Source organism: Clostridium sp. CS001 (genome assembly GCF_020443565.1).
Taxonomy (GTDB): Bacteria; Bacillota; Clostridia; order Clostridiales; family Clostridiaceae; genus Clostridium_AD.
Genome location: NZ_JAIZZN010000009.1, coordinates 89,323 through 111,290, shown reverse-complemented (window position 1 = coordinate 111,290; position 21,968 = coordinate 89,323). Strand labels below are relative to the sequence as shown.

Annotated in this window: 18 protein-coding genes and 2 pseudogenes; 14 read left to right on the top strand and 6 right to left on the bottom strand. The window is 31.6% G+C overall.

The genetic code is table 11. The annotated features are described in order from the left end of the window. Position 1 precedes the first annotated feature (1 nt). Positions 2-457, bottom strand: a complete 456-nt coding sequence (locus LGK97_RS08455; RefSeq protein WP_226259320.1) for a DUF421 domain-containing protein — start codon at positions 455-457, stop codon at positions 2-4. Positions 458-472: 15 nt separating this feature from the next. Next, positions 473-661: pseudogene (locus LGK97_RS20040) on the bottom strand (DUF421 domain-containing protein); the annotation flags it as partial. A 504-nt stretch (positions 662-1,165) separates the two neighbouring features. Here LGK97_RS20040 and LGK97_RS08450 point away from each other — a divergent pair. The 7 genes and pseudogenes from LGK97_RS08450 (at position 1,166) to LGK97_RS08420 (ending at position 7,330) form a co-directional block, all read left to right on the top strand. After that, entirely contained in the window at positions 1,166-1,546 is a 381-nt protein-coding gene (locus LGK97_RS08450; RefSeq protein ID WP_226259319.1) for a transcriptional repressor, read from the top strand. Positions 1,547-1,674: 128 nt separating this feature from the next. Continuing rightward, positions 1,675-2,238, top strand: a complete 564-nt coding sequence (locus LGK97_RS08445) for a 6-pyruvoyl trahydropterin synthase family protein (RefSeq protein WP_226259318.1) — start codon at positions 1,675-1,677, stop codon at positions 2,236-2,238. 259 nt (positions 2,239-2,497) lie between these two features. After that, positions 2,498-2,944, top strand: coding sequence for a MarR family winged helix-turn-helix transcriptional regulator (locus LGK97_RS08440; protein ID WP_226259317.1), 447 nt, complete (start codon positions 2,498-2,500; stop codon positions 2,942-2,944). 135 nt (positions 2,945-3,079) lie between these two features. Further along, entirely contained in the window at positions 3,080-3,679 is a 600-nt protein-coding gene (locus LGK97_RS08435; protein WP_226259316.1) for a nitroreductase family protein, read from the top strand. A 300-nt stretch (positions 3,680-3,979) separates the two neighbouring features. Continuing rightward, positions 3,980-4,891, top strand: a pseudogene (locus LGK97_RS08430) (AAA family ATPase); the annotation flags it as partial. Between the two features lie 50 nt (positions 4,892-4,941). After that, complete coding sequence (locus LGK97_RS08425; protein WP_226259315.1) at positions 4,942-5,820, top strand: HDOD domain-containing protein; 879 nt, start codon at positions 4,942-4,944, stop codon at positions 5,818-5,820. A 175-nt stretch (positions 5,821-5,995) separates the two neighbouring features. Further along, positions 5,996-7,330: a metallophosphoesterase gene (locus LGK97_RS08420; protein WP_226259314.1), complete on the top strand. Its 1,335-nt coding sequence runs from the start codon at positions 5,996-5,998 to the stop codon at positions 7,328-7,330. A 39-nt stretch (positions 7,331-7,369) separates the two neighbouring features. On the opposite strand, the gene LGK97_RS08415 is transcribed toward LGK97_RS08420, so the two are convergent. Beyond that, on the bottom strand, positions 7,370-7,942 hold the full coding sequence (locus LGK97_RS08415; RefSeq protein ID WP_226259313.1) for an indolepyruvate oxidoreductase subunit beta: 573 nt from the start codon (positions 7,940-7,942) through the stop codon (positions 7,370-7,372). Position 7,943: 1 nt separating this feature from the next. After that, positions 7,944-9,764: an indolepyruvate ferredoxin oxidoreductase subunit alpha gene (locus LGK97_RS08410; RefSeq protein ID WP_226259312.1), complete on the bottom strand. Its 1,821-nt coding sequence runs from the start codon at positions 9,762-9,764 to the stop codon at positions 7,944-7,946. A gap of 237 nt (positions 9,765-10,001) precedes the next feature. Here LGK97_RS08410 and LGK97_RS08405 point away from each other — a divergent pair, with 237 nt between their 5' ends. Beyond that, on the top strand, positions 10,002-11,102 hold the full coding sequence (locus LGK97_RS08405) for an NAD(P)/FAD-dependent oxidoreductase (protein WP_226259311.1): 1,101 nt from the start codon (positions 10,002-10,004) through the stop codon (positions 11,100-11,102). A 106-nt stretch (positions 11,103-11,208) separates the two neighbouring features. Here LGK97_RS08405 and LGK97_RS08400 read toward each other — a convergent pair whose 3' ends face one another. Both LGK97_RS08400 and LGK97_RS08395 read right to left on the bottom strand, forming a co-directional pair. Then, on the bottom strand, positions 11,209-11,817 hold the full coding sequence (locus LGK97_RS08400) for a hypothetical protein (protein WP_226259310.1): 609 nt from the start codon (positions 11,815-11,817) through the stop codon (positions 11,209-11,211). Positions 11,818-11,937: 120 nt separating this feature from the next. Beyond that, a complete protein-coding gene (locus LGK97_RS08395) occupies positions 11,938-13,056 on the bottom strand; it encodes a serine hydrolase domain-containing protein (RefSeq protein ID WP_226259309.1) in 1,119 nt (372 codons plus the stop codon). A gap of 252 nt (positions 13,057-13,308) precedes the next feature. Between LGK97_RS08395 and LGK97_RS08390 the strand changes: the two genes are divergently transcribed. The 6 genes from LGK97_RS08390 to LGK97_RS08365 all read left to right on the top strand — a co-directional run bounded on the left by LGK97_RS08390 (position 13,309) and on the right by LGK97_RS08365 (position 21,931). Further along, positions 13,309-13,455: a hypothetical protein gene (locus tag LGK97_RS08390; RefSeq protein ID WP_226259308.1), complete on the top strand. Its 147-nt coding sequence runs from the start codon at positions 13,309-13,311 to the stop codon at positions 13,453-13,455. A gap of 264 nt (positions 13,456-13,719) precedes the next feature. Next, positions 13,720-15,636: a ribosomal protection-like ABC-F family protein gene (abc-f, locus tag LGK97_RS08385; protein WP_226259307.1), complete on the top strand. Its 1,917-nt coding sequence runs from the start codon at positions 13,720-13,722 to the stop codon at positions 15,634-15,636. Between the two features lie 46 nt (positions 15,637-15,682). Next, positions 15,683-16,861, top strand: a complete 1,179-nt coding sequence (locus LGK97_RS08380) for an MFS transporter (protein ID WP_226259306.1) — start codon at positions 15,683-15,685, stop codon at positions 16,859-16,861. Between the two features lie 24 nt (positions 16,862-16,885). Continuing rightward, a complete protein-coding gene (locus tag LGK97_RS08375; RefSeq protein WP_319001554.1) occupies positions 16,886-17,692 on the top strand; it encodes a copper homeostasis protein CutC in 807 nt (268 codons plus the stop codon). A 13-nt stretch (positions 17,693-17,705) separates the two neighbouring features. After that, positions 17,706-20,291 (top strand): transglutaminase domain-containing protein, encoded by a 2,586-nt coding sequence (locus LGK97_RS08370; RefSeq protein ID WP_226259305.1) that lies wholly within the window; start codon positions 17,706-17,708, stop codon positions 20,289-20,291. Positions 20,292-20,701: 410 nt separating this feature from the next. Beyond that, entirely contained in the window at positions 20,702-21,931 is a 1,230-nt protein-coding gene (locus LGK97_RS08365; protein WP_226259304.1) for an aminopeptidase, read from the top strand. Positions 21,932-21,968 lie beyond the last annotated feature (37 nt).

The window sequence follows — 21,968 nt, the reverse complement described above, 5'->3', positions numbered from 1 at the left end:
ATTATAAGTCTTTACTATTGTTTTTAGTAATTACCTCCAACTGTCCACCCGATGTGAATCCTGCAAATATTATATCTGTTATGTCTTTAACATTTTTTAAATATAGTTGTTCCTCTAACCATGATCTATCCTTCTCTGCCAGCGCTAAATTTGATTCTATAATTCTTCCGTTAATAATCAAATTTAAAGTCAAGCCTTTATATGGTGTAGATATTTTTAAATCTTTAAGTGTTACCGTATTATATGGAGCCTTCTTCAACACACTCAATTCCCCATCTACTTCTAGTAACGCAAATTCTACCTCAGATAAATCAAATATGTCTTTCTTTCGAAGTTGCATTAGTAAATCCTCTATGTTATACCTTGCCTTTTTCAAACTTATGTCATTTACCATCCCGTTTTTTATTAAGATTAAAGGCTCGCCAATGGTAAATCTTTTAGATGACAAGTTTTTCATATTTATATACGAAATAATTATCGGAACAATAACCCAAACTGCAAGTGCAATAATACCCTTGTAGATGCTTACTCGTTCATCAATACTTACTGTACCTGCTATCGCTCCAATTGTAACTCCAGATATATAATCATAATGCGTTATTTCAGATAACTGCTTTTTACCTGTTATTCGAATAAGTATAAAAAGTACTATAAATATAATTAAAGGTTTAAAAATGTTGCCATAGATATACCCACAAATATCTTCCTTCCACCTCTTGCTAAGGAGTTAATCCTAGATATTATTATGACCATTAACAAGACAATAATTCATTGTTTGGAAATATGAGTAGGATTGGATTCAGAAGTTAAAATGTAAAAAAATTAACCTTTACTACATCCTTGAGTAAGGGTCGACATATCATAATCTATAAATAGGTAGTTTTATATTTATCACATTGTAACTTCACCTAAAGCCATATTCATTTCAATAATCCTACGCGAAAATATTCTGTGGAAAGATATGCCACTATGATAATGCATGTAAAGCAGACATAGGCACTTCCTTTCGGTGGAATTAGGATATGGTAACTTAATTCTAACCGACATTCTCTATCTCTGCTCTAATTTTTCCCTTTACTGTCCAATATGTATTTCTATTGACATAATATACTTATTGAGATATTATACTATTAAAGAATTAAGTGCCAGAAGGATTGATTATATTATGAATAAACGCATCACCATTCAGCGTTCTTTAGTTCTTGAAGCAGTAAAAGGGTTGCAGTGTCATGCTACTGCTGATGAGATCTACGATACTATTGTGAAGGAACATCCCAATATTGGCAGAGGGACAGTATATCGGAATCTGAACCTATTGTCCGATATCGGTGAAATTCGTAAAGTGGAAATGCCAAGCGGAGCTGACTGTTTCGAACATCAATGCCACGAGCATTATCACGCAAGGTGCGTAAAGTGCGGACAAGTCTTTGATGTGGAAATGGAGTTTATGGCAGATTTGGAAAAGAACATTAAAGATACTCACGGGTTTGAGTTTACCGGCCATGATGTTATTTTCAAGGGTATCTGCCTTGAATGTAATACATGATTAGTTAAGGGGAGTATTGTAATGATAAATCTGAAATATCATAGGTACAAGCAGTTGGCAAACTAAAATATGTGCACATGCGGGAGCAAAAAACACCCGTAAATATATATAGTAAGAGGAGAATAAAAATGAGAAGTTTTACTACATTAGACTTACAATATGCACACAGGTTCTATGGATTCAAAGGCGAAGCACAGTATTTGCACGGACATACGGGGATACTGACAATTGAAGTTGAAAATACAGTAAACATGGGAGTTAATATGGCATTTCCATGTAATGAAATTAAGAAAACTGCTTGGGAAGTTTTGCAAAACTTTGACCATGCGTTGATTTTAAGAGAAGACGATCCATTGCTTCCTGCTATTCTTAGCGTATACGAAACACAAGGCATTAAGAACGGTGCACCAACTAATATGCAAAAGGGTCCTGCTTTCAAGACGGAACTTGCAACAGCTTATCCGGAATGCCGTCTAGTTGTTACGAAAGAAACAATGACCGTTGAAGGTATGGTTAAAATAGTTTACGATTTACTAAAAGATAAGCTAAATATTGTTAAACTCACGTTTACAAGCGGAGTAAATGGTGCTTCAGAACAGTACGAGCCCCAAGAAGATCTAGACCGTTGTCCTTTATGCGGCATTACATTAGACGAAAATGGCCTCTGTCATAAATGTGGATACAAGAAATAGTCTTATTCGATAGCGAATTTGCTTAGCACATACCCCACATGAGGAGCATGAACAAATTATTAATACAATTTGTTTAGCTATAGTGTATTTAAATTTAATGTGTTTTAAAATCCCCCAGACTTAGTTTAAAGTCTGGGGGATTTTTATTACCAACTTTTAATTTATAAGTAAAAGTTATTAATGGTAAAGCGATATTAAGTCATAAAATATATAATAAAAAATATTTGACAATATTACTAATTAGTAATATATTATAAATATGAATAATAATAAAAACACTTATGGAGAATTAGAAGATTTAAATTTAAAAGCACTAATAGCATTAAGTAGATGTGCACAGAGTGTCCATAAAAGAGAATATAGAACTATTAAAGAAGGTGGGTTAACAGTTTCCCAGTTTGCAGTACTTGAGATATTATATCATAAAGGAGATTTAAGGGTCTGTGAAATAATAGATAAAATCCTTTCTACAGGTGGCAACATGACTGTGGTCATAGATAACTTAGTTAAAGAAAATCTCGTTAAGAGAACCATTGACACAAAGGATAGGAGAGTTAATGTCATAAGTATTACTGAGGAAGGAAGAAATCTTTTAAGCAGAATTTTCCCCAGACATTTAGAAAATACAAATGAAATATTTAATGTCTTAACATCAGCGGAAAAGAAAAATTTAATAAGCTTGTTAAAGAAGTTATCAGGTGTATAAATACGTACACCTTGCATTTTATTTATTTATTACTAATTAGTTATAATTTAGTTGTGATGAGATTAGAAAGCAAGAAGAATTATATAAAATAAATCGGTGTACAAGAAAGTACATTAGATATGAGGAGTGTATATTATGAAAAAAGATTTTTATGCTGCAGTGTCAGCTAGGCGTTCAGTTTATGGGATTAGCAAAGAAGAGGTTGTTTCTGATGAGAGGATTCAAGAAGTTATTGAATATGCAGTAAAACATACACCATCAGCATTTAACTCTCAAAGTGCAAGAATAGTTTTATTATTAGAGAAGCAGCACGACAAACTATGGGACATTACAAAAGAGGCATTAAGAAAGATAGTCCCTGTTGATCAATTTAGTTCTACTGAGGATAAAATAAATTCGTTCCGCAGTGGATATGGCACAGTTTTATTCTTTGAAGATAATAGTATAGTTGAATCTCTTCAAGAACAGTTTGCTACTTATAAAGATAACTTCCCAGTTTGGTCGTCACAATCCAGTGGAATGCACCAATATGTTATTTGGACTGCATTAGAAATAGAAGGGTTTGGTGCTTCGCTTCAACATTACAATGAACTTATTGAATTAGAAGTAAAGAAAGAATGGAACATACCAGATAATTGGAAACTTATCGCACAAATGCCTTTTGGAAAACCTGTTGTAGAACCAGATGAAAAACAGTTTCAGCCATTAGAACAACGTATTAAAGTATTTAAATAAATTGCAACCATAATTTGTTTTCTAATAATTAATTAAGGCTATCAGTGAAAGCAAACATGAAAAGACTATAGAAACTAAAATAGGTTAGGTCTTCCATCAAATTATGATTGATAGACCTCACCTTTTTTTATCATCTTTTATGTTGTTACAAATGCAAACACCCAAAGCTTTCGCCACATCTTGACAACATTCGATGCAACCCAGGGGGTCTTTTGTTAACAATTAAAATTCTCTCACTAGCTATATTATTCCGCATATAAATGGTAAGATTAAACAATGAGAATGAAGGAGTGAACTTATATGAAGAGAATACATTATGGCATTTCTAATTTTGAAGTTTTAAGAGAAAAAAAATATCTTTATGTTGATAAAACATCGTATATAGATATGCTAGACAAATATTCACCCTATCAGTTTTTTATAAGACCTAGAAGATTTGGTAAAAGTTTATTTATATCAATGCTTGAGAATTACTATGACATAAATAAAGAGAATAAGTTTGAAGAGTTATTTGGAGATTTATATATAGGTAAAAACCCAACTTAAGAGAAGAATAAATATCTTGTTTGGAGGATTAGCTTTGCAGGAATAGATGTTGGAAATGGAGAAGAAGGTTTAAGAAAAAGTTTCAATTTTAAAGTTAGGTCCTCGGCTAAAGAATTCTTATTTAAATATGCTGATATATTAGGTGAAACAAAATTACCATCCGAAGAAATAAGTGCAGAGATGGTAGTAGAACATATAAATATGCTTAGTAAAATATATAATAAACAGGCTTTTGTTCTCATAGATGAATATGATAACGTTGCAAATGAACTAATCACCGGAGGTAAACATAATACATATAATCGATATCCTAAAGAAATGATAGATAATAATGTAAAAACAGACTATGGCAAAGTTAATCAGCTAGCCTATAACTTCAATGATAGAGAAGCTTTAGATGAAATAATGTGTACTGGTGAAACATCAACAGTTCTTGTGGATAGATTTAATATTCATACTATGTACAGCGAAAAAGAAAATTTTAAATCCCTACTATTTTATCTTGGGATGCTTACTATAAAAGAGCAGGGACCTCTTGGGACTGTATTAAAGATACCTAACTATGTTATAAGGACTATTTATTGGGAACAGCACTTTCAAAATATAAATGAAAATTATAATATTGAAACTCAGACAATTAGAATTGCAGTAAATGAAATGAGAATGAGCAGGATATAAAAATCTTATGTTGAAATAGTATATGGGGAGATGATAACGTGAATAGTTTAGAGATTCTTGATGTTTTTAATAAGTCCGATGAGTTGCCAGTAATGAATAGTGAGATAACTAAAGTAATAAACATGATTAGTGATTCTGAAAATATCGATATTGGAGAGTTTTCTGATAAAATAGCTAATTGTGGCAATTTAAGTGAAGTTCTATTGAGGAATGTTAATTCAGGCTATTTTAAATTGCAAAGAAAAATAGATTCTTTAGAAGAAGCAATAGTGTACTTAGGAATGCGAACTGTTGAAAAGTTAGCAATTGCCTATTTAATTAAGTCTTTGATTCCAGTTGAAATAGGAAAATCAAAAGAATTAAATAGAGATAAGTATTGGAAACATTGTTTGGCTACTTCAATTGCTGCAAACTTGTTAGCTGAGAAACTAGGGAAAGTAGATAAGTATAAGTACTTTGCTTATGGCTTGATCCATGATATAGGAATTGTAATACTGGATATTTGCTTACCTAACCTTATAGATGAAGTTGTAAATATGCAAAAGAAAGGAATTCATCAAATTGTAGCTGAAAGATTAGTAATGAAGGGATTTACTCATGAACAATCAGGACGCTGGCAATGTGAAAAGTGGGGATTACCTGAAGACATAAAAGCAATTGTAGAGCATCATCATACTCCTTTATTAGCTGAAAAATATTTTGAAGAAGTCAATATTATGTGTCTAGCAGATTCAATTAGTTCATTCTACTATGAGAGGTTATTGTGCTTGAATACAAGCTATGTGTTCAATAGAAGTGTAATGAATAAACTGGGAGTTACAGACAATGACATTGAAGAAATAAGTAGAGTACTTCCTATAAAAGTTGAAGAGGCAGATAAACAACTCAATTTTAATTTGTTCACTGTTTTAAAATAATAGTATATATATGCCAGTGATACTGGTAGATATGGGTAAAAAATAATAAAAAACCTTTGAAAATTAAGTTTTTCAAGGGTTTTACGTTTATAATATAGGTATATTAATTTAAAAAGTAATTATTTTTACTTATGGAAAATTACAATGGACATACTAAATTACTTGGAGGACGTCTATGAAAAACAAGAAAAAATTATTAATTGTAGGGTTTGTAATACTAACTTTTATTTTAACTTCCCTATATATTAAATCAGGAACTAACAAAATTAGTCCCCAAATAAAAGCAAAGGAGGATGTTACATTTTTTGTAGCATCAGACATGCATTATTTAGCTAAAACCTTAACTGATAATGGGAAAGCATATAAAACATTTATAGAAACGGGAGACGGGAAAGAGCTTAATTATATTGATGAGATAATGGAATCATTTGTATCTGATATTAAAATTAAGAAACCTAATGTGCTAATTTTAAGTGGCGATTTAACAACAAACGGAGAAAAATCTAGCCATTTGGAACTTGCTAAAAAACTTAAAAAGGTAGAAGAATCAGGTACGTCAGTTTATGTAATTCCAGGAAATCATGATGTTTTTAATCCTTATGCAAGAAGCTTTAAGGGTGATAAGCAATATATAACTGACTATATAAGCGACATGGATTTTAGTAAGATATATGGAGATTTTGGTTATAATGATGCCATATCAAGGGATAAAAGTACTTTAAGTTACCTAGCTACACCCTCAGAGGATATTTGGCTATTAATGCTTGATACCAATGAATATAAGAATAATATTATGCTTGGATTCCCAGAGGTTGGAGGAGTGATTGGGAATAGCACTTTTGAATGGATAAAACAATGCAGTAAACTTGCAAAGGTGCATAACGCAAAGATTGTTACAGTTATGCACCAAAATCTATTGGACCATGTAACGGGAATTACGAAAGGGTTTACCATTGATAATAGTAAAGAAGCAGTGACGGTTTTTAGTGAGGTAGGCATACAACTAAACTTAAGCGGACATATTCACATTCAAGATATTAAACTATATGACAATGGCAGTGGTCCCATTTATGATATTGCAACAACTGCATTAAGCGTATATCCGCAGCAATATGGTATTTTAAAGTATTCAGCGAAAAGTGGCTTTGACTATAATACATCTCAAGTAGATGTACAAAGCTATGCAAAGAATTTAAATCTGAAGGACCCCAATTTAATTAATTTCAAGGAGTATTCAAAAAAATCTTATGAAACTCACGCTTACAACTCTGCAATTAGTAGGTTATTAATATCTGAGGAGTATACGGATGAAGAAAGCAAAGAAATTGCTAAAACAAAAGTGATGCAGAATATATCGCGGAATATGGGAACAACCAATCAAGATAAAGAAGCAATAATGAATTCTAAGGGATTCAAATTATTGGAATCATCCAAGTCAGGCTATTTTAAGAATAATTTTGATAGTGATAATAATAGAATAGACAATAATAAATTACATATAAAAGGCTAAAGAAAAATCTTTAGCCTTTTACTATCAATGAGGATACTTTTAAATTTTTCTTCCAGCCTTAAATGCAGCAAAATTAGCATCTATGGTTTTTGTGGGAACTCTTTTCTCAATAACATTAAGCCAAGTTTCTTCACTAAAGGGTAAAAGTTTTGATAACTTTCCTAGTAGAACAATGTTTGCTGTTTTAATGTTACCAATAGATCTTCCAATTTCTTTTGCATTGATAGAAATAACTTCGTATCCTTTACTTTTCAAAGTGTCTTTTATATTTTCAGGATACTCATCTTTTTCAATGAGAACTCTATTCGGGAAGATAATCTCTTCATTAAGTATAATTTTTGCACCTGATTTTAAAGAACTGCAGAGCCTTAAGCCTTCCAGTTGCTCCATGGCAAGTAATATATCTCCTTTACCTTCTGGTATAAGTGCTGAGTGAACTTTTTCTCCAAATCTAATGCTCCCCCAAACCTTACCGCCTCTTTGGGATAATCCGATAACATCATTTGTTTTTATATCAAAGCCTTCTATAAAGGCAACCTCTGCTAATATATCAGTAACCATAACCAACCCTTGACCACCAACGCCAGATATATAAATATTTGTTACACTCATTTTATTTCACTTCCTTTTTGTCAATGATATTACTGCTTTTTATGGCTCCAACTGGGCAGACTTGAGAGCACACTGAGCATCCAACGCACATATCAGGATTAATATATGAGTTTTTCTTTTCTTTTCCAGGGTACATTTTCATGGAAATAGGAGGACAATTTGTACGTATACAATTTCTACAGCTTATACAAACATCTGGATCTACGTAAAAATGTGGTTTCTTTATTTTAAAATTTAGTGCACAAGGACGAGTTGTAACCACAACAGATAGACCTTCTCTTTTCATAGCTCCATTAATTACTTCCTTTGTTTCTTTATAATTAAATTGATCCACTACTGTTATATCCTTGATTCCAAAGGATTTTAAAATATCAGGAATATTTGCATGATATATAGTTTCATCTTTAAAATAGTCCCCAGTTGTTGGAGTTGTTTGACCACCAGTCATAGCAGTAGTTCTATTATCCATGACAATCACTGTAATATTTTCTGTAGTTTTAGCAAGCTGTAAAAACCCTGTCATTCCTGAGTGGAAGAAGGTTCCATCTCCAATAGTAGCTACAATGGGCTTACTCTTGTTTATTTTAGAGTGTACAGTAGCGACGCCAAGAGCCATACCAAGTGAAGCGCCCATACTTATATTGGTTTTATGAACTTCAAAAGGTTCATATATTCCTAGTGAATAACAGCCTATATCTCCTATAACAGTGGCATTGTTTGCTTTTAGAATATGGAAAATAGGTCTATGAGGGCACCCAGAACAAAGCATAGGTGTCCTTATAATAATGGGTTCCTTTTCAACTATATGCTTATTTTCATCACTGTTATCTTCTTTTGAATTTACTAAAACTCCAGCCTTTTGTAAGCCTCTTTTTACATCTTCAATGGTAAGCTCCCCTGTGAAAGAAAAGAATTCTTTACCCTTTGCTAAGATTCCATTAATTTTAAGTTCCTCTTCCATAAAAGGCAGCATTTCTTCAAGCACAATTATATTTTTATAGTCCTTGCTTAAACCTTTAATTTTAGCTATAGGAAGTGGCCAAATCATTCCAAGCTTCAATATGCTTATATCTTCTAATTGTAATTCTTTTAAGGATTCATATACAAGGCCAGAGGTGATAATTAAAAAATTCTTCCCTTTTCCTTCTTCCAAAACATTATGCTGGAAGGTTTCATTAAAAGCTTGAAGCTTCTCCATTCTTTCTTTCATAAAATATTGCTGTGCATTAGAATTTGGAGGAAGCATACAGTATCTTGATTGATCAGGAGTGAAGCCTTCGGGAATAGATTCTTCTCGCTCACCTAATTCTACAACACCTCTAGAATGGCATAACCTGCTAGTAAGTCTTATAAGCACAGGCGTATTAAACGCCTCACTAATAGCAAGACCTAGCTTTGTAAAAAGTTTAGATTCTTCTGGAGTTGCTGGATCTAAAATAGGTATGTTGGCATATTTGCCCCAAACTCTACTGTCTTGTTCATTTTGCGAACTTGAAAGACCAGGATCGTCTCCAACAACTAATAAAAAACCACCATTTGTTTTTGTTTGAGTAAAAGTCATAAAAGGGTCACTTGCAATATTTATACCTACGTGTTTCATAGAAACCATAGATCTAGCACCTGCTATGCTAGCACCCATTGCAAGTTCCATTGCTACTTTCTCATTTGTACCCCAATCACTATAAATTTCATTATATTGCTTTAGTGAATCTAAGATTTGCACAGTTGGAGAGCCAGGGTAACTAGATGCAAGCATCCCTCCACCCTCATAAAAGCCTCTACTTATGGCTTCATTACCAGTTAAAATTACTTTATTACTCAAAATGCCACCTCACCTTTATAATTATTTAAATGTAGCTTTTAGTGCATAAATATTTATATTTTTTTAATAATTACTATCTTATGATTATTATTCTACGTTAATCCTTAAATTCCTCCTTTTTTATAAATTAGTGCCACCCAGGTGGCAAGTGGCATCTTTTGAATTTATTTAATGAATCATAACAATGTATATAAATTTAATTGATGTATACACTATATTAAAAAAGGAGATATATCAATGGAAGTTGCTATAATGGGAGCTGGAATATCTGGGCTTTCTTGTGCCATCACCCTAGAGAGACATGGAATTACACCAACTATTTTTGAAAAAAGAAGTAGTGTAGGTGATAGATTTGTTAATGGAGAAGCAATGTTTAGCATATTTAATAGACCGGTAAAAGACAGTATATCTTATCTATCAGAAAATTATCATATAAAGTTAAAACCTATAGATGAAGTTGAAAAACTATTTATACACTCTAAAAATAAGATAGGAGCTATTGAAGGGGAAATTGGGTACACAAATGTACGTGGAAGACATATAGATTCCTTTGAAAATCAATTAAGAGATCAAGTTAAAGCAAATATAAATTATAATTCCACCTGTGAATACCAAGAACTGTGCAAAAACTTTGATTATGTAGTATTAGCCACTGGAGATGGGGAGTATGCTTCTCGTTTAGATAACTACAATAACAATCTTACTTGCAGCATAAAGGGTGTAACAGTTCAAGGAGAATTTGTAACAAGCAACCCACATGTGTTTTTTAATTATGATATAGTTTCTAAAGGGTATGGGTGGCTTATACCATTCTCAGCAAAAGAAGCAAATTTAGTTATGGCTTATCCTGATTATCCTGAAAATATAAAATTGGATGTAAATGATATATGGGAAAAATACTATAACTTAGTATGTAAGAGTTTGGACCAAAACTTTAAAGTAACAGATAACTTTGAAATTACAAAGTATATGATGGGGATATGTAACAAAGCTAAAATTGATAATACATATTTTGTTGGGAATTGCTTTGGAGCCATTTCACCAGGCATGGGATTTGGGCAATATACGTCAATATTAACAGGAATATACTCGGGGCAAGATATTTGTGGAATAGGAAATTATGAGGAACTTACTAAACCCCTATTTGAAAATTACAATCATTCTCTTGTACTTAGAAAGTTTATAGAAGATTTAAGCGATGATAAATTGGATAATGTAGTTAAAAGTTTAGATAGTAAAGTTGTAGGGAAATTAGTTGATGCTATATGTAGTAATAAGAATGGTATAGAAATCCTTAAGCTGGCAACACCTACTATGAGAATAATGAATAAGATTTGAATAAGTAAAAATCAGTTAATCCACCAATGGGTTAACTGATTTCTTTTGGAAATCTTTTTAGTTAGTATAAATATTCTACATACTAAGGCAGAACATTTATATTAAATTATTTTTTCATTTCTTGCTTTCCAGTTATTTTACTTGTAGCATCCATTTTGAATGTGGATTTAGCTTCATCCGTAGTAAAGTATACATTTCCCTCAACTGTAGCATCTTTTAACTGGAAGTTGCTTGCTGAAACATAAAGGTCACCTTTGAAAGTTCCATGTTCTATACTACCCATAGGACTATTAAATGTCATTTTTGGTGCAGTTAAGATGTATCTTGCTGTTACTACATGATTTTCATCTTGAGCGTATAAAGCTATCTTACGTTGTATAATGTCTTTGCCAGCTGTGTCTTTTTTGCCGTTTTTATACTCACCTTCGACTAAAAGATCTTTATTAATAGATAAATCTTGTGTTGTAGCAATAATCCATGTACCTTTGCTACTTATTGCTTTTTCAAAGGCAGCTTCAGTATTTACTATTGAAGCTGTAGTTACTACATTTGGTGTTGTTTCCGGTGGTGTGGTTTGTGGTGGTGTTACTTGTGGAGTTGTCACCGGTGGAGTTGGCGTTGGTGTTACTGTTGGTGTCTTTACAGGTGTTTTAGCACAGCCTGCAAATAGTAGTGTTGATAGAGCTAATGTTAACAATATACTTTTTATTTTCATTATAAATCCTCCTTGTTATAAATATAGTTTATACTTCAAACCTAGTATAACCAAAAGGACGAAAATTAATGTTTTTTTACTAAGTATACAAGAAGAATATTATTATTTCCTAGAAAATATTTATTTAATATAGTCCTTTACTAAAAAGGTTAATTCCTCCATAGATATATCACCGAAATTACTTACAATTATAATTGTATTTTTTTCTTCTACATTTCTAAATATATAGCTTCTATATCCAGAACCTACTCCATAATGCTCATAGCAAGTATCTTCATTTGAATTTTTATACACATACCAACCATAACCATAATTATTTTGGTAAGATGTATATATTTTATCATAAGACTCTTTACTTATAAGTTTTTTATCTTTCAAAGCGTTATCCCATTTTATCAAATCTTCAACGCTAGAACAGAGTCCTGAGGAGCCACGGATTGTTCCAATATTTGTTTCAGTCCAAGATTTATCTGCCTTATCTTTTTTAGAAGATAAATATCCTACAGCTAAGTTATCAATAGAAGAATTTTCATTTTTAAAGCCTATGTTTTTCATATCTAAAATATTAAAAATATTTTCAGTAAAATAGGAATCTAAGGTTTTACCAGATGCTTTTTCTATAATATAACCTAATAAAATATACCCAGTATTACTATAACCAAAACTTGAACCTGGTACAGAGGAAAGAGTTACTTCAATTTTCTTTGCAGTAGCATCTATTTTACTTGAAGGTCTAAATTTTCTTATATCAAAGGTGTCAGGATGCTCTGGCAACCCTGAAGTATGAGTTAGTAGCTGATGTATTGTTATTTCATTTCCATGTGGAAATAGAGGTAAATATTCATCAATTTTATCATTTACATTAAGCAATTTTTTTTCTTCAAGCTGCATAATAGAAAGAGCAGTAAACTGCTTTGTTAAGGAAGCCAAGTCAAACTTAGTTTGAGCTGTATTACTTATTCCCTTTTCAAAATCTGCCTTTCCATAACCTTTGTCTAAAATAATGGAGTCATTTTTAGTAACATACACATACCCGCTGAATTTGTCTGCACCAAAAAAATCAGTAAATAATGTATCGGTTTTTGAGCGTGCATCTTTTAACTGCTGATCTTCAGTATTAACAACTGAAACCGTATCATTGTTAACAACAGAAGCCTTGTCATTATTTTTTTGTGCACAAGCTATAAATACAGATGTAGATAAGATTGCAATAATGCTAAATAGTGTTATCTTTTTCATCTAAATATCCCCCTCTTTAGAATAATAATACATTTTATTGATTAGAATACAATTTTAACATGAGTTAAACTGAAAGTATAGAAATTATTTGTAAATATATTGCTTATGTGTTTTATTATTATAATAGCTTATGGTTTCTGTATAAATAATATTGAACTTTACCATAAAATAATAAATTCCAATGTTGATATTTAATAAAACTTATGGTAATATTAATACGTTAAACTTAAAAAATATATGGAGGTGTAAACGATGGCTAAGTTCTTTTTAGAAAATTCAATTTTAAACAGATTACCAATGGCATTATCTGGAATTGCTCATGTTGATTTCATGCTTACGGGAGAAGTCTACCCAAAATTGAATATATCACTAAAAAGAAGTGAGTTATCTTTGCCTTAAATACATTATAAATTTGTTATGTGTAAACCCAGGTGAGGATTGTCTTACCTGGGTTTTTTAGTTTTGATAATAGATAACTAAATGCAATTGCTCAACTGTACTTTGCAACATTTTAATAATGTGCCAATACAGATGACAAATTATTAGTGAAATCTTTAAAAAATAAAATCAAAATACAAAAAACCTCGGTAGGAGTTGCTTACTGAGGTTTTATTATTTTTAGCAGAAAAATTGCACAAAGCAAGCATATAGGAGGAATTAATAATGATAGAATTAGCATTAAAAGAAATAGAAAAATACTTCGGAGGAAATAGAATTTTTAGCAATATTACATTTGAAGTACAAAGCACTGAAAGAGTTGGGTTAATAGGAAGGAATGGTACTGGTAAAACCACAGTATTTAAAATTATTGCTGGTATTGAAAAGCAAGATAAAGGCAGCATATCTATAAGAAAAAATTCAACGATAGGATACTTACATCAGATACCGGTTTTTCCAGAGGAATTTAAGGTGATAGATGTTTTGAAAACTGCATTTGAAGCACAATATGAGATAAGCAGGGAATTAAAGGTATTAGAAATGCAGATGTGTAGTTTAAAGGAAAAAGAATTAGAGCATACGTTAAAAAAATATGGAGATCTTAATGAGCTTTATGAAACAAAAGGCGGATATGAAATAGAAGAGAAAATGAGTAAGGTTTGTACAGGTCTTAAAATTACTGAAAAACTTTTAAATAGGGAATTTATGAGCCTAAGTGGTGGAGAAAAAACCATTATAATGCTTGGTAAAATCCTACTTGAAAATCCAGAAATACTTCTTTTAGATGAGCCCTCAAATCATTTAGATGTGTCATCTATAGAATGGCTTGAAGGTTATCTTAAAGCATACAAAGGTTCAGTAATAGTTATTTCACACGATAGATATTTCTTGGATAGAGTTGTAACAAAAATAATTGAAATTGAAGACGGGGAAACGTCTTTTTACAATGGTAATTACTCTTATTATGTTAATGAAAAACAAAGAAGGGTTTTTGAACAGTTTGAAGATTACAAAGATCAACAAAAGAAAATAAAGGCCATGGAAAAAGCAATAAAACAACTAAGAGAGTGGGCTATTCAAGGGGGTAATGATAAGTTTTTCAAAAGAGCAGAGAGCATGCAAAAGAGGTTGGACAAAGTAGAAAGAGTGGATAAGCCACTAATTGACCAACCTAAAATCCAATTAGACTTTGCGGATACGGATAGGTCTGGAAAAGATGTGGTAAGTATTAAAGGCTTATGCAAAAGCTTTGGTGATAAAAAAATATTAGAGGACTTATATTTAGAGGTTAAATATGGCGAGTCCACAGCTTTAATTGGTGATAATGGAAGTGGAAAATCAACAATTATAAAGATACTTTTAGGTGAAACCAATGAAGATATGGGTGAAGTAAAGCTGGGAGCTAGCACTAAAGTTGGATATCTACCTCAAAATATTAGCTTTAATAATGAAGAGTTAACAGTACTAGAGACTTTTAGAGAGGATATGAGTATTTTAGAAGGTCCAGCAAGGGGAATTCTTGCTAGGTTTTTATTCTATGGGGAGAGTGTTTTTAAAAAGGTTAAAAATCTTTCTGGGGGAGAAAAAAGCAGGCTTAAACTTTGCAAATTAATCCAAGAGGATATAAACTTTTTGATACTTGACGAACCTACAAATCACTTAGATATAGATTCAAGAGAAAACCTTGAAGAGGCTCTAACAGAGTTTAAAGGAACTATACTATTTATATCCCACGATAGGTTCTTTATAAATAAACTTGCGGAAAGAATATGTGAAATAGAAGATAAAAAAATCAGCAATTATAATGGTGGTTACGAGTATTACCTTGAAAAGAAGAATGAATTCAAGAAAAATAAAATCGAAACTCCAAAAGAGCCAAGCAAAAATAAGCAGCAAAATGCAAACAACCAGCAAAGCCATGAAAAATCTAAAAAGCAAGTAAGTACCAATAAATTAAAGCAAGTGGAAAACTTAGAAACTATAATACAAGACCTTGAAGCAAAGCTAAAAGATATAGATATTGAAATGCATGATAATGGTGCTGAGTATGAAAAACTAATAGAGCTTGGCAAGAAAAAGGAAGATATACAAAGGGAGTTAGATACAGTCATTGAAAAGTGGATGGATATAGAAAACTCTTAATAGCAGATAGTGTTAACACTATCTAATGGCAAATGGGGGAAGTAAAATGGAATATAAAAAGGAACTGAAAAAAAATATACCTAAAAATTATGTGTTTACATTTTTAAGAGACTTTGATCTTACACATGGAATATGGATGATATATTTAGCATCAAAAGGCTTAACATTAACACAACTTGGCCTAATAGAGGCTATATTTCATATAACTTCATTTTTCATGGAAATACCTACAGGAGCAGTTGCAGATATTTGGGGACGAAAAATTAGTAGGATTTGTGGAAGAATAGGTCAATTATTATCCGCTATTATAATGGTGTATTCTAATAGTTTCTTTGGGTTTACAATAGGATTCATAGTTACAGCATTATCCTATAATCTAGAATCAGGAGCTGGTGAAGCCTTGATATATGATTCCTTAAAAGAAACTGGTGATGAAGAAAAATATATGAAAATATCAGGAGTAAACGAAATAATAATGCAAACAGCTCAGACCTTTGGACTACTACTTGGTGGGTTTTTATCTAAGTTTAGCTACAGTTATGCCTATGGTGTAACTATAATTGTTAGCTTAATATCAATAATGCAGGCTTTGTCTTTTAAGGAACCCAGTGTTAAAATGGAAGTGGAAGAGAAAACTTTCAAAATATTTAAAAATCAAGTAAGAGATAGCTTTAAGATTATAACTGAGAATAAAAAATTAGGATTTTTAATCTTATTTTCACAAGCGATTTTTATGTTTAATACAAGCATCTTCTTTTATTTTCAAAACTATTTACTAGGTAAGGGTATTTCAAAAGGAAATATTGGTGTAATACTAGCTATTTCAGCATTTGGCGCTGCAATTACAGCATCTCAAACCCATAAGATTGAGAAGAAAGTAGGGGAAAAAGTAATAATATTATTACTCCCCCTAATTATTTCTATATGTATATGGGGAGTGGCCTTAAGTAAATATTATTACGTGTTTTTTATAATTATAAACAGTATTGAGTCTATTATTTTCATCGCTGTGGGTGACTATACAAATAAATTGATACCATCAGATAAAAGAGCCACAATACTTTCTATGGCAAGTATGATATTTAGTTTATACATGATAGTTATATTCCCTATTATAGGTAAACTTGGTGATGTGTATTCATTGCAGTTTTCATTTAAAGTTTTAGCTTTAATTGCAACTCTTATGGCTTTAGTAAACATTATTGTTCTTAGAAGAAATAAATAATATATTACACAGGAGGATTGAGTTATGAATGAACTAAGATATAGGCAAGTACATTTAGATTTTCATACTAGTGAGTATATTCCTATGTCATTTATTTTGGAAGCTTGTGTGGATTCAGTAGAATCAGCTATGGAAGCAGTAAAAGGTGGAGCAAATCGTCTTGAACTTTGTAGTAATTTAATCATTGGTGGGACTACACCTAATATAAACTTATTTATATTAATAAAGGAAAAAACCGATATAAAAATTAATGTTTTAATAAGGCCGCGATATGGCGACTTTTGTTACACGGAAGATGAATTTGAAATAATGAAAAGAGATATTCAAATGTTTAAAAAGGCTGGTGCAAATGGAGTAGTTATAGGCACATTAAACCCAGATGGAACACTAGATATAGCTAGAATGAAAGAGCTCATAGCAGAAGGTGATGGAATGTATATAACTCTTCATCGTTGCTTTGATCTGTGCAAAGATGCTTTTGCTACATTAGAAGAAGCGAAGAAGCTGGGGATAAATTGTATTTTAACTTCAGGTCAGAAAAATAAATGCACAGATGGTAGAGAGCTTTTAAAAGAACTGGTGGAAAAATCAGAAGAAGAAATAGAAATTCTCATAGGAAGTGGCATAAATTCAGGCAATGTAGAAGATATAATAAGCTACACTAAAGCCTATGCGGTACATACTTCTGGAAAGATAGAAATTGAAAGTGATATGAAATATAGAAAAGAAGATATAAGCATGGGCTTTCCTATACTTAGCGAATATGTGATTCTAAGAACTGAAGGTGAGGAAATAGCAAGGGTTAGGAAGGTCATGGAGAAGTTTTTTTAAAAGGGGGGCAAATATGCTGTACACAGATGAGGTAAAACAACATGTAAAGTCTAGATTCCTAAAGGCTCTAGACTTACTTGGATATAAGAAAGAAGATATATTTTGTAATCTTTCTAAATGCATGGAAGAGGAAAGATTTTTAATGGAATACTTATATTCCACAATGCCTTTAAGTGATATCATAAGCTATGATTTTCAGCTGTTTTATGAATATGTTAAACATGCTATATTTTTAAGGGAAAACACCCCTTGGGGAGATAAAATTCCAGAAGATATTTTCCTCAATTACGTGCTTCACTATCGCATTAACAATGAGAATATAGAAGACTGCAGAAAAATATTTTATGAGATGATACATCATAGATTAGAAAATAAAACCATGCATGAGTCGATATTAGAAGTTAATTATTGGTGCGCAGAAAATGTAACCTATAAATCAACAGATGATCGGGCAATTTCACCGCTAAGTTTACTTAAATGTGCCTATGGAAGGTGTGGAGAAGAATCTATTTTTACAGTTACTGCTCTTCGAAGTGTTGGAATACCTGCAAGACAGATATACGCTCCAAAATGGTCTCATTGCGATGATAATCATGCTTGGGTGGAGGTATGGTGTGAGGAAGAATGGCATTATATAGGAGCATGTGAGCCAAAACCAATGCTGGACAAAGGATGGTTTACTGCAGCTGCTTCTAGAGCCATGGTTATTCACAGTAAGGTATTTTCTGATTATTGTAAGAATGAGGATGTAATCTCAAAGAATAAGTCAGTAACTATCACTAATAATATTAGTAGGTATGCAGACTTTAAAAATTTTTGTGTGAAGGTTATAAATTCAGAAAATATGCCAGTAGAGGCTGCAGTGGTGAGATTTGAAATACTTAATTATTCTGAACTAGCACCAATAGCGACATTGCATACAGATGAAAAAGGATTAGCCAAGATAAATATTGGGCTTGGAACAATAGCTATTCATGTTGTAAAAGATGATAAATTTATTTGCAAAATAGTTGATACAAAAGCTTCAAGTAAAATTATATTTAACATTGATGATGCAGTAGAGCACGAGGAAGAGGTAGAAGTAGAGCATATTGATATTGTACCGCCAATGGATAAAAGGGTCTTGACCTACATGATAACAAAAGAAGAGAAAGCCCAAGGGAAAAAAAGATTTGAATATTGCAATACTATTAGAGAAGAAAAAACTAGTAAAATAATAGCAACTATAGATAAAATACAGCACATAGATAAATATGATTTTGAAATTAGAAACATTCTATTAAGCTCCATGGAAAACTATACTGAGATATTAGAATTTTTAAATTGCCACAGTAATGATGAGGATTTAAAAAACAGAGTAAACTTATTAAGGTCTTTATCAAGGAAGGATTATGTGGACAGTAAATGTAACATATTAAATTCTCACATTAATAATGTTGATGGTTTTCTGAAGGGTTATCCTGAAGAAATATATTTAAACTATGTACTTTGTCCAAGGATATACCTAGAAAAAATCACAGACTTTAGGCCCTATATTATTAACCATTTTAATAATGACTTAAAAGAGACTTTTATAAAGAGTCCTGCAAAGCTATGGAAGTTTATTAAAGAAAATATCACAGAACTTCCAGAACATGAATATGAAGAGTTATATGCTACCCCTGTAGAAGTGCTTAAAATGGGAATGGGTAGCCTTATATCTAAAAAGATTTTATTTGTTGCTATATGTAGGAGCTTTGGTATACCTTCTAGGATAAATAGTAGCGATTTATCTATAGAATATTATGATGAAAGCAAAGATGCATTTATAAAAGTAGAGGATAAATATAACACATTAAATTCACAGATTCTAATTAATAATATGGATAAAAAGGACCTTTACTACTATCAAAATTGGACTATAGCATCATTAGAAAATGGAGTCTATAGAACCCTTGTTTTAGATGAAAATATACCGGTGGGAAATGAAATAAGCATTACTGTTAATCCCGGGCATTATAGAATTTTAACCTCTAATAGATTGCCTAATGGAAGTATATTTGCAGCGAAGTATACTTTTCAGGTTAATCCTAAGGAAACAAAAGTTGTAAATATAAGCCTTAGGGATGCAAAAATTTTAGACTTGTTAGAGAATTATCAGCTTAAAGATTTTAATCTTATGGATAAAGAGGGAGATATAGTAAAGGCTTCTGATTTAATAAAAGATAAAAAAAGCATCATTATATGGATTGAAGAAGGAAAAGAACCAACAGAGCACATCCTAAATGAAATCATAGAAATGCAAAAGGATTTTATAAATATAGAGAAGCAAATTATATTGGTTCTAAGAAACAATGAGGCAAAGCAGAACAAAACACTACAGAGAGTGTATGAACTAATTCCAAACATACAAACTTATTATGACGATTTTTCTGAAAATGTAAATACCATAGCCAGAAGAATGTATTTGGACCCAGATAAACTACCTTTAGTGCTTGTTGCTAATAGTTGTGATAGTATTAAGGATACTACCACTACAAGCATAAACGGAATCTATGCTTGTAGTGGATATAATGTGGGAATTGGAAGTATGCTTATTAAGATTATGGATCTAGCCTAAGTGAACTACCACCACTTATAGAAGTGGATGGCTTCCTATAATTCTTCCCAACCTACAAAGTAGGATATTATTTTATGGGATATCAGTTTCCAAGGCTATGGGTTTTTAAGGTGAACCCTTTCCGTAGTTCCTACGGTAATTTGAAAACCTATAATATTATTATAACCAATTTGATACTAATTATACAAATGTAATTATTGTAAATGGTATCGAACCATTTATAATAATATGCTATCAATCACCCACCTAAGAGGTTTGTGAATTTCGCACAAAATCAGTTAAAATCATGAGAGAAATATTTTAATGTTGGATTTTTATGGTATAATATATAAAGGAATATGATTAAATTATTATAAACAAAGTTAATGAAACACATAACGTATATGTTAATTGTAAAGGAGAGTTTTATTATGAATAATGAATTATTAGAAAAGTATGCACTCTTATTGGTGAAGACAGGAATTAACATTCAAAAGGATCAAACATTGGTTGTCAATTCGCCTATAGAATGTGCTTCTTTTGCTAGAATGGTTTCTAAAATTGCTTATGAGCAAGGTGCTAGAGAAGTAGTTATGAATTGGAGAGATGAATTATCCTCTAAAATTAAATTTATGCTTGCACCAGAAGAGATTTTTGGGGAATATCCAGACTGGCAGAGAGATTTTTACTTATCAAATGTGCGCAAGGGAGCAGCTTTTTTAAGCATTTCAGCCTCAGACCCTGAGCTTATGAAAGAGGTTGACTCTGAAAGAATGGCAAAAGCAAATAAAGCAGCTAGTACTGCTATAAAGGAATATAGAGAAAGACTTATGAGCAATAGAAATGTTTGGTGTGTAGCATCAATTCCAACTGTAGCTTGGGCAAAAAAAGTTTTCCCGGAATCATCAGAGGATGAAGCAGTTGAAAAGCTTTGGGGCTCCATATTTAAAGTAGTGAGAGTTGATACAGAGAACCCTGTTGCTTCATGGGAAGAACACAAAGGCAAGTTAAAGAAAAGTATGGATTTTTTAAATTCAAACAAATTCAAGTATTTACAATATAAAAATTCATTGGGTACTGACCTTAAAGTTGAGCTTCCAGAGGATCACTTGTGGCTTGGAGGTTCAGAGTATACCCCTGAAGGAGTAGAGTTTATAGCTAATATGCCTACGGAAGAGGTATTTACACTTCCTAAAAAGACTGGTGTTAATGGAATTGTAGTAAGCTCAAAACCTTTAAATTACAATGGAAATCTAATTGAAAAGTTTTCACTTACTTTTAAAGAAGGAAAAATTGTAGATTTTAAAGCAGAAGAAGGCTACGATACTTTAAAGAGTCTTATTGAAACTGATGAAGGATCATGTTACCTTGGTGAAGTAGCATTAGTGCCACATGATTCTCCTATATCAAATTCAAATATATTATTTTATAATACACTTTTTGACGAAAATGCATCTTGTCATTTGGCTATTGGAAAAGCGTACCCAGTGTGTATTAAAAATGGTGAAAATCTCAATGATGAGGAACTTGCAAAATTAGGAGTTAATGATTCTCTTACACACGAAGATTTTATGGTTGGAACTGAAGACTTGCAAATAATAGGTATTACAAAAAATGGAAAAGAAATATCTGTATTTGAAAATGGGAATTTTACATTTTAGATACATTTGAGATCAAAATGTAATAAAAATAAGAATT

Bases quoted from the DNA above. Each gene is read 5' to 3' on its own strand.
- LGK97_RS08435 (WP_226259316.1), top strand. From the start codon at position 3,080: ATGAAAAAAGATTTTTATGCTGCAGTGTCAGCTAGGCGTTCAGTTTAT.
- LGK97_RS08365 (WP_226259304.1), top strand. From the start codon at position 20,702: ATGAATAATGAATTATTAGAAAAGTATGCACTCTTATTGGTGAAGACA.
- LGK97_RS08450 (WP_226259319.1), top strand. From the start codon at position 1,166: ATGAATAAACGCATCACCATTCAGCGTTCTTTAGTTCTTGAAGCAGTA.
- LGK97_RS08390 (WP_226259308.1), top strand. From the start codon at position 13,309: ATGGCTAAGTTCTTTTTAGAAAATTCAATTTTAAACAGATTACCAATG.
- LGK97_RS08375 (WP_319001554.1), top strand. From the start codon at position 16,886: ATGAATGAACTAAGATATAGGCAAGTACATTTAGATTTTCATACTAGT.
- LGK97_RS08395 (WP_226259309.1), bottom strand. From the start codon at position 13,056: ATGAAAAAGATAACACTATTTAGCATTATTGCAATCTTATCTACATCT.
- LGK97_RS08370 (WP_226259305.1), top strand. From the start codon at position 17,706: ATGCTGTACACAGATGAGGTAAAACAACATGTAAAGTCTAGATTCCTA.
- LGK97_RS08380 (WP_226259306.1), top strand. From the start codon at position 15,683: ATGGAATATAAAAAGGAACTGAAAAAAAATATACCTAAAAATTATGTG.
- LGK97_RS08455 (WP_226259320.1), bottom strand. From the start codon at position 457: ATGAAAAACTTGTCATCTAAAAGATTTACCATTGGCGAGCCTTTAATC.
- LGK97_RS08445 (WP_226259318.1), top strand. From the start codon at position 1,675: ATGAGAAGTTTTACTACATTAGACTTACAATATGCACACAGGTTCTAT.
- LGK97_RS08440 (WP_226259317.1), top strand. From the start codon at position 2,498: ATGAATAATAATAAAAACACTTATGGAGAATTAGAAGATTTAAATTTA.
- LGK97_RS08420 (WP_226259314.1), top strand. From the start codon at position 5,996: ATGAAAAACAAGAAAAAATTATTAATTGTAGGGTTTGTAATACTAACT.
- LGK97_RS08400 (WP_226259310.1), bottom strand. From the start codon at position 11,817: ATGAAAATAAAAAGTATATTGTTAACATTAGCTCTATCAACACTACTA.
- abc-f (WP_226259307.1), top strand. From the start codon at position 13,720: ATGATAGAATTAGCATTAAAAGAAATAGAAAAATACTTCGGAGGAAAT.
- LGK97_RS08415 (WP_226259313.1), bottom strand. From the start codon at position 7,942: ATGAGTGTAACAAATATTTATATATCTGGCGTTGGTGGTCAAGGGTTG.
- LGK97_RS08405 (WP_226259311.1), top strand. From the start codon at position 10,002: ATGGAAGTTGCTATAATGGGAGCTGGAATATCTGGGCTTTCTTGTGCC.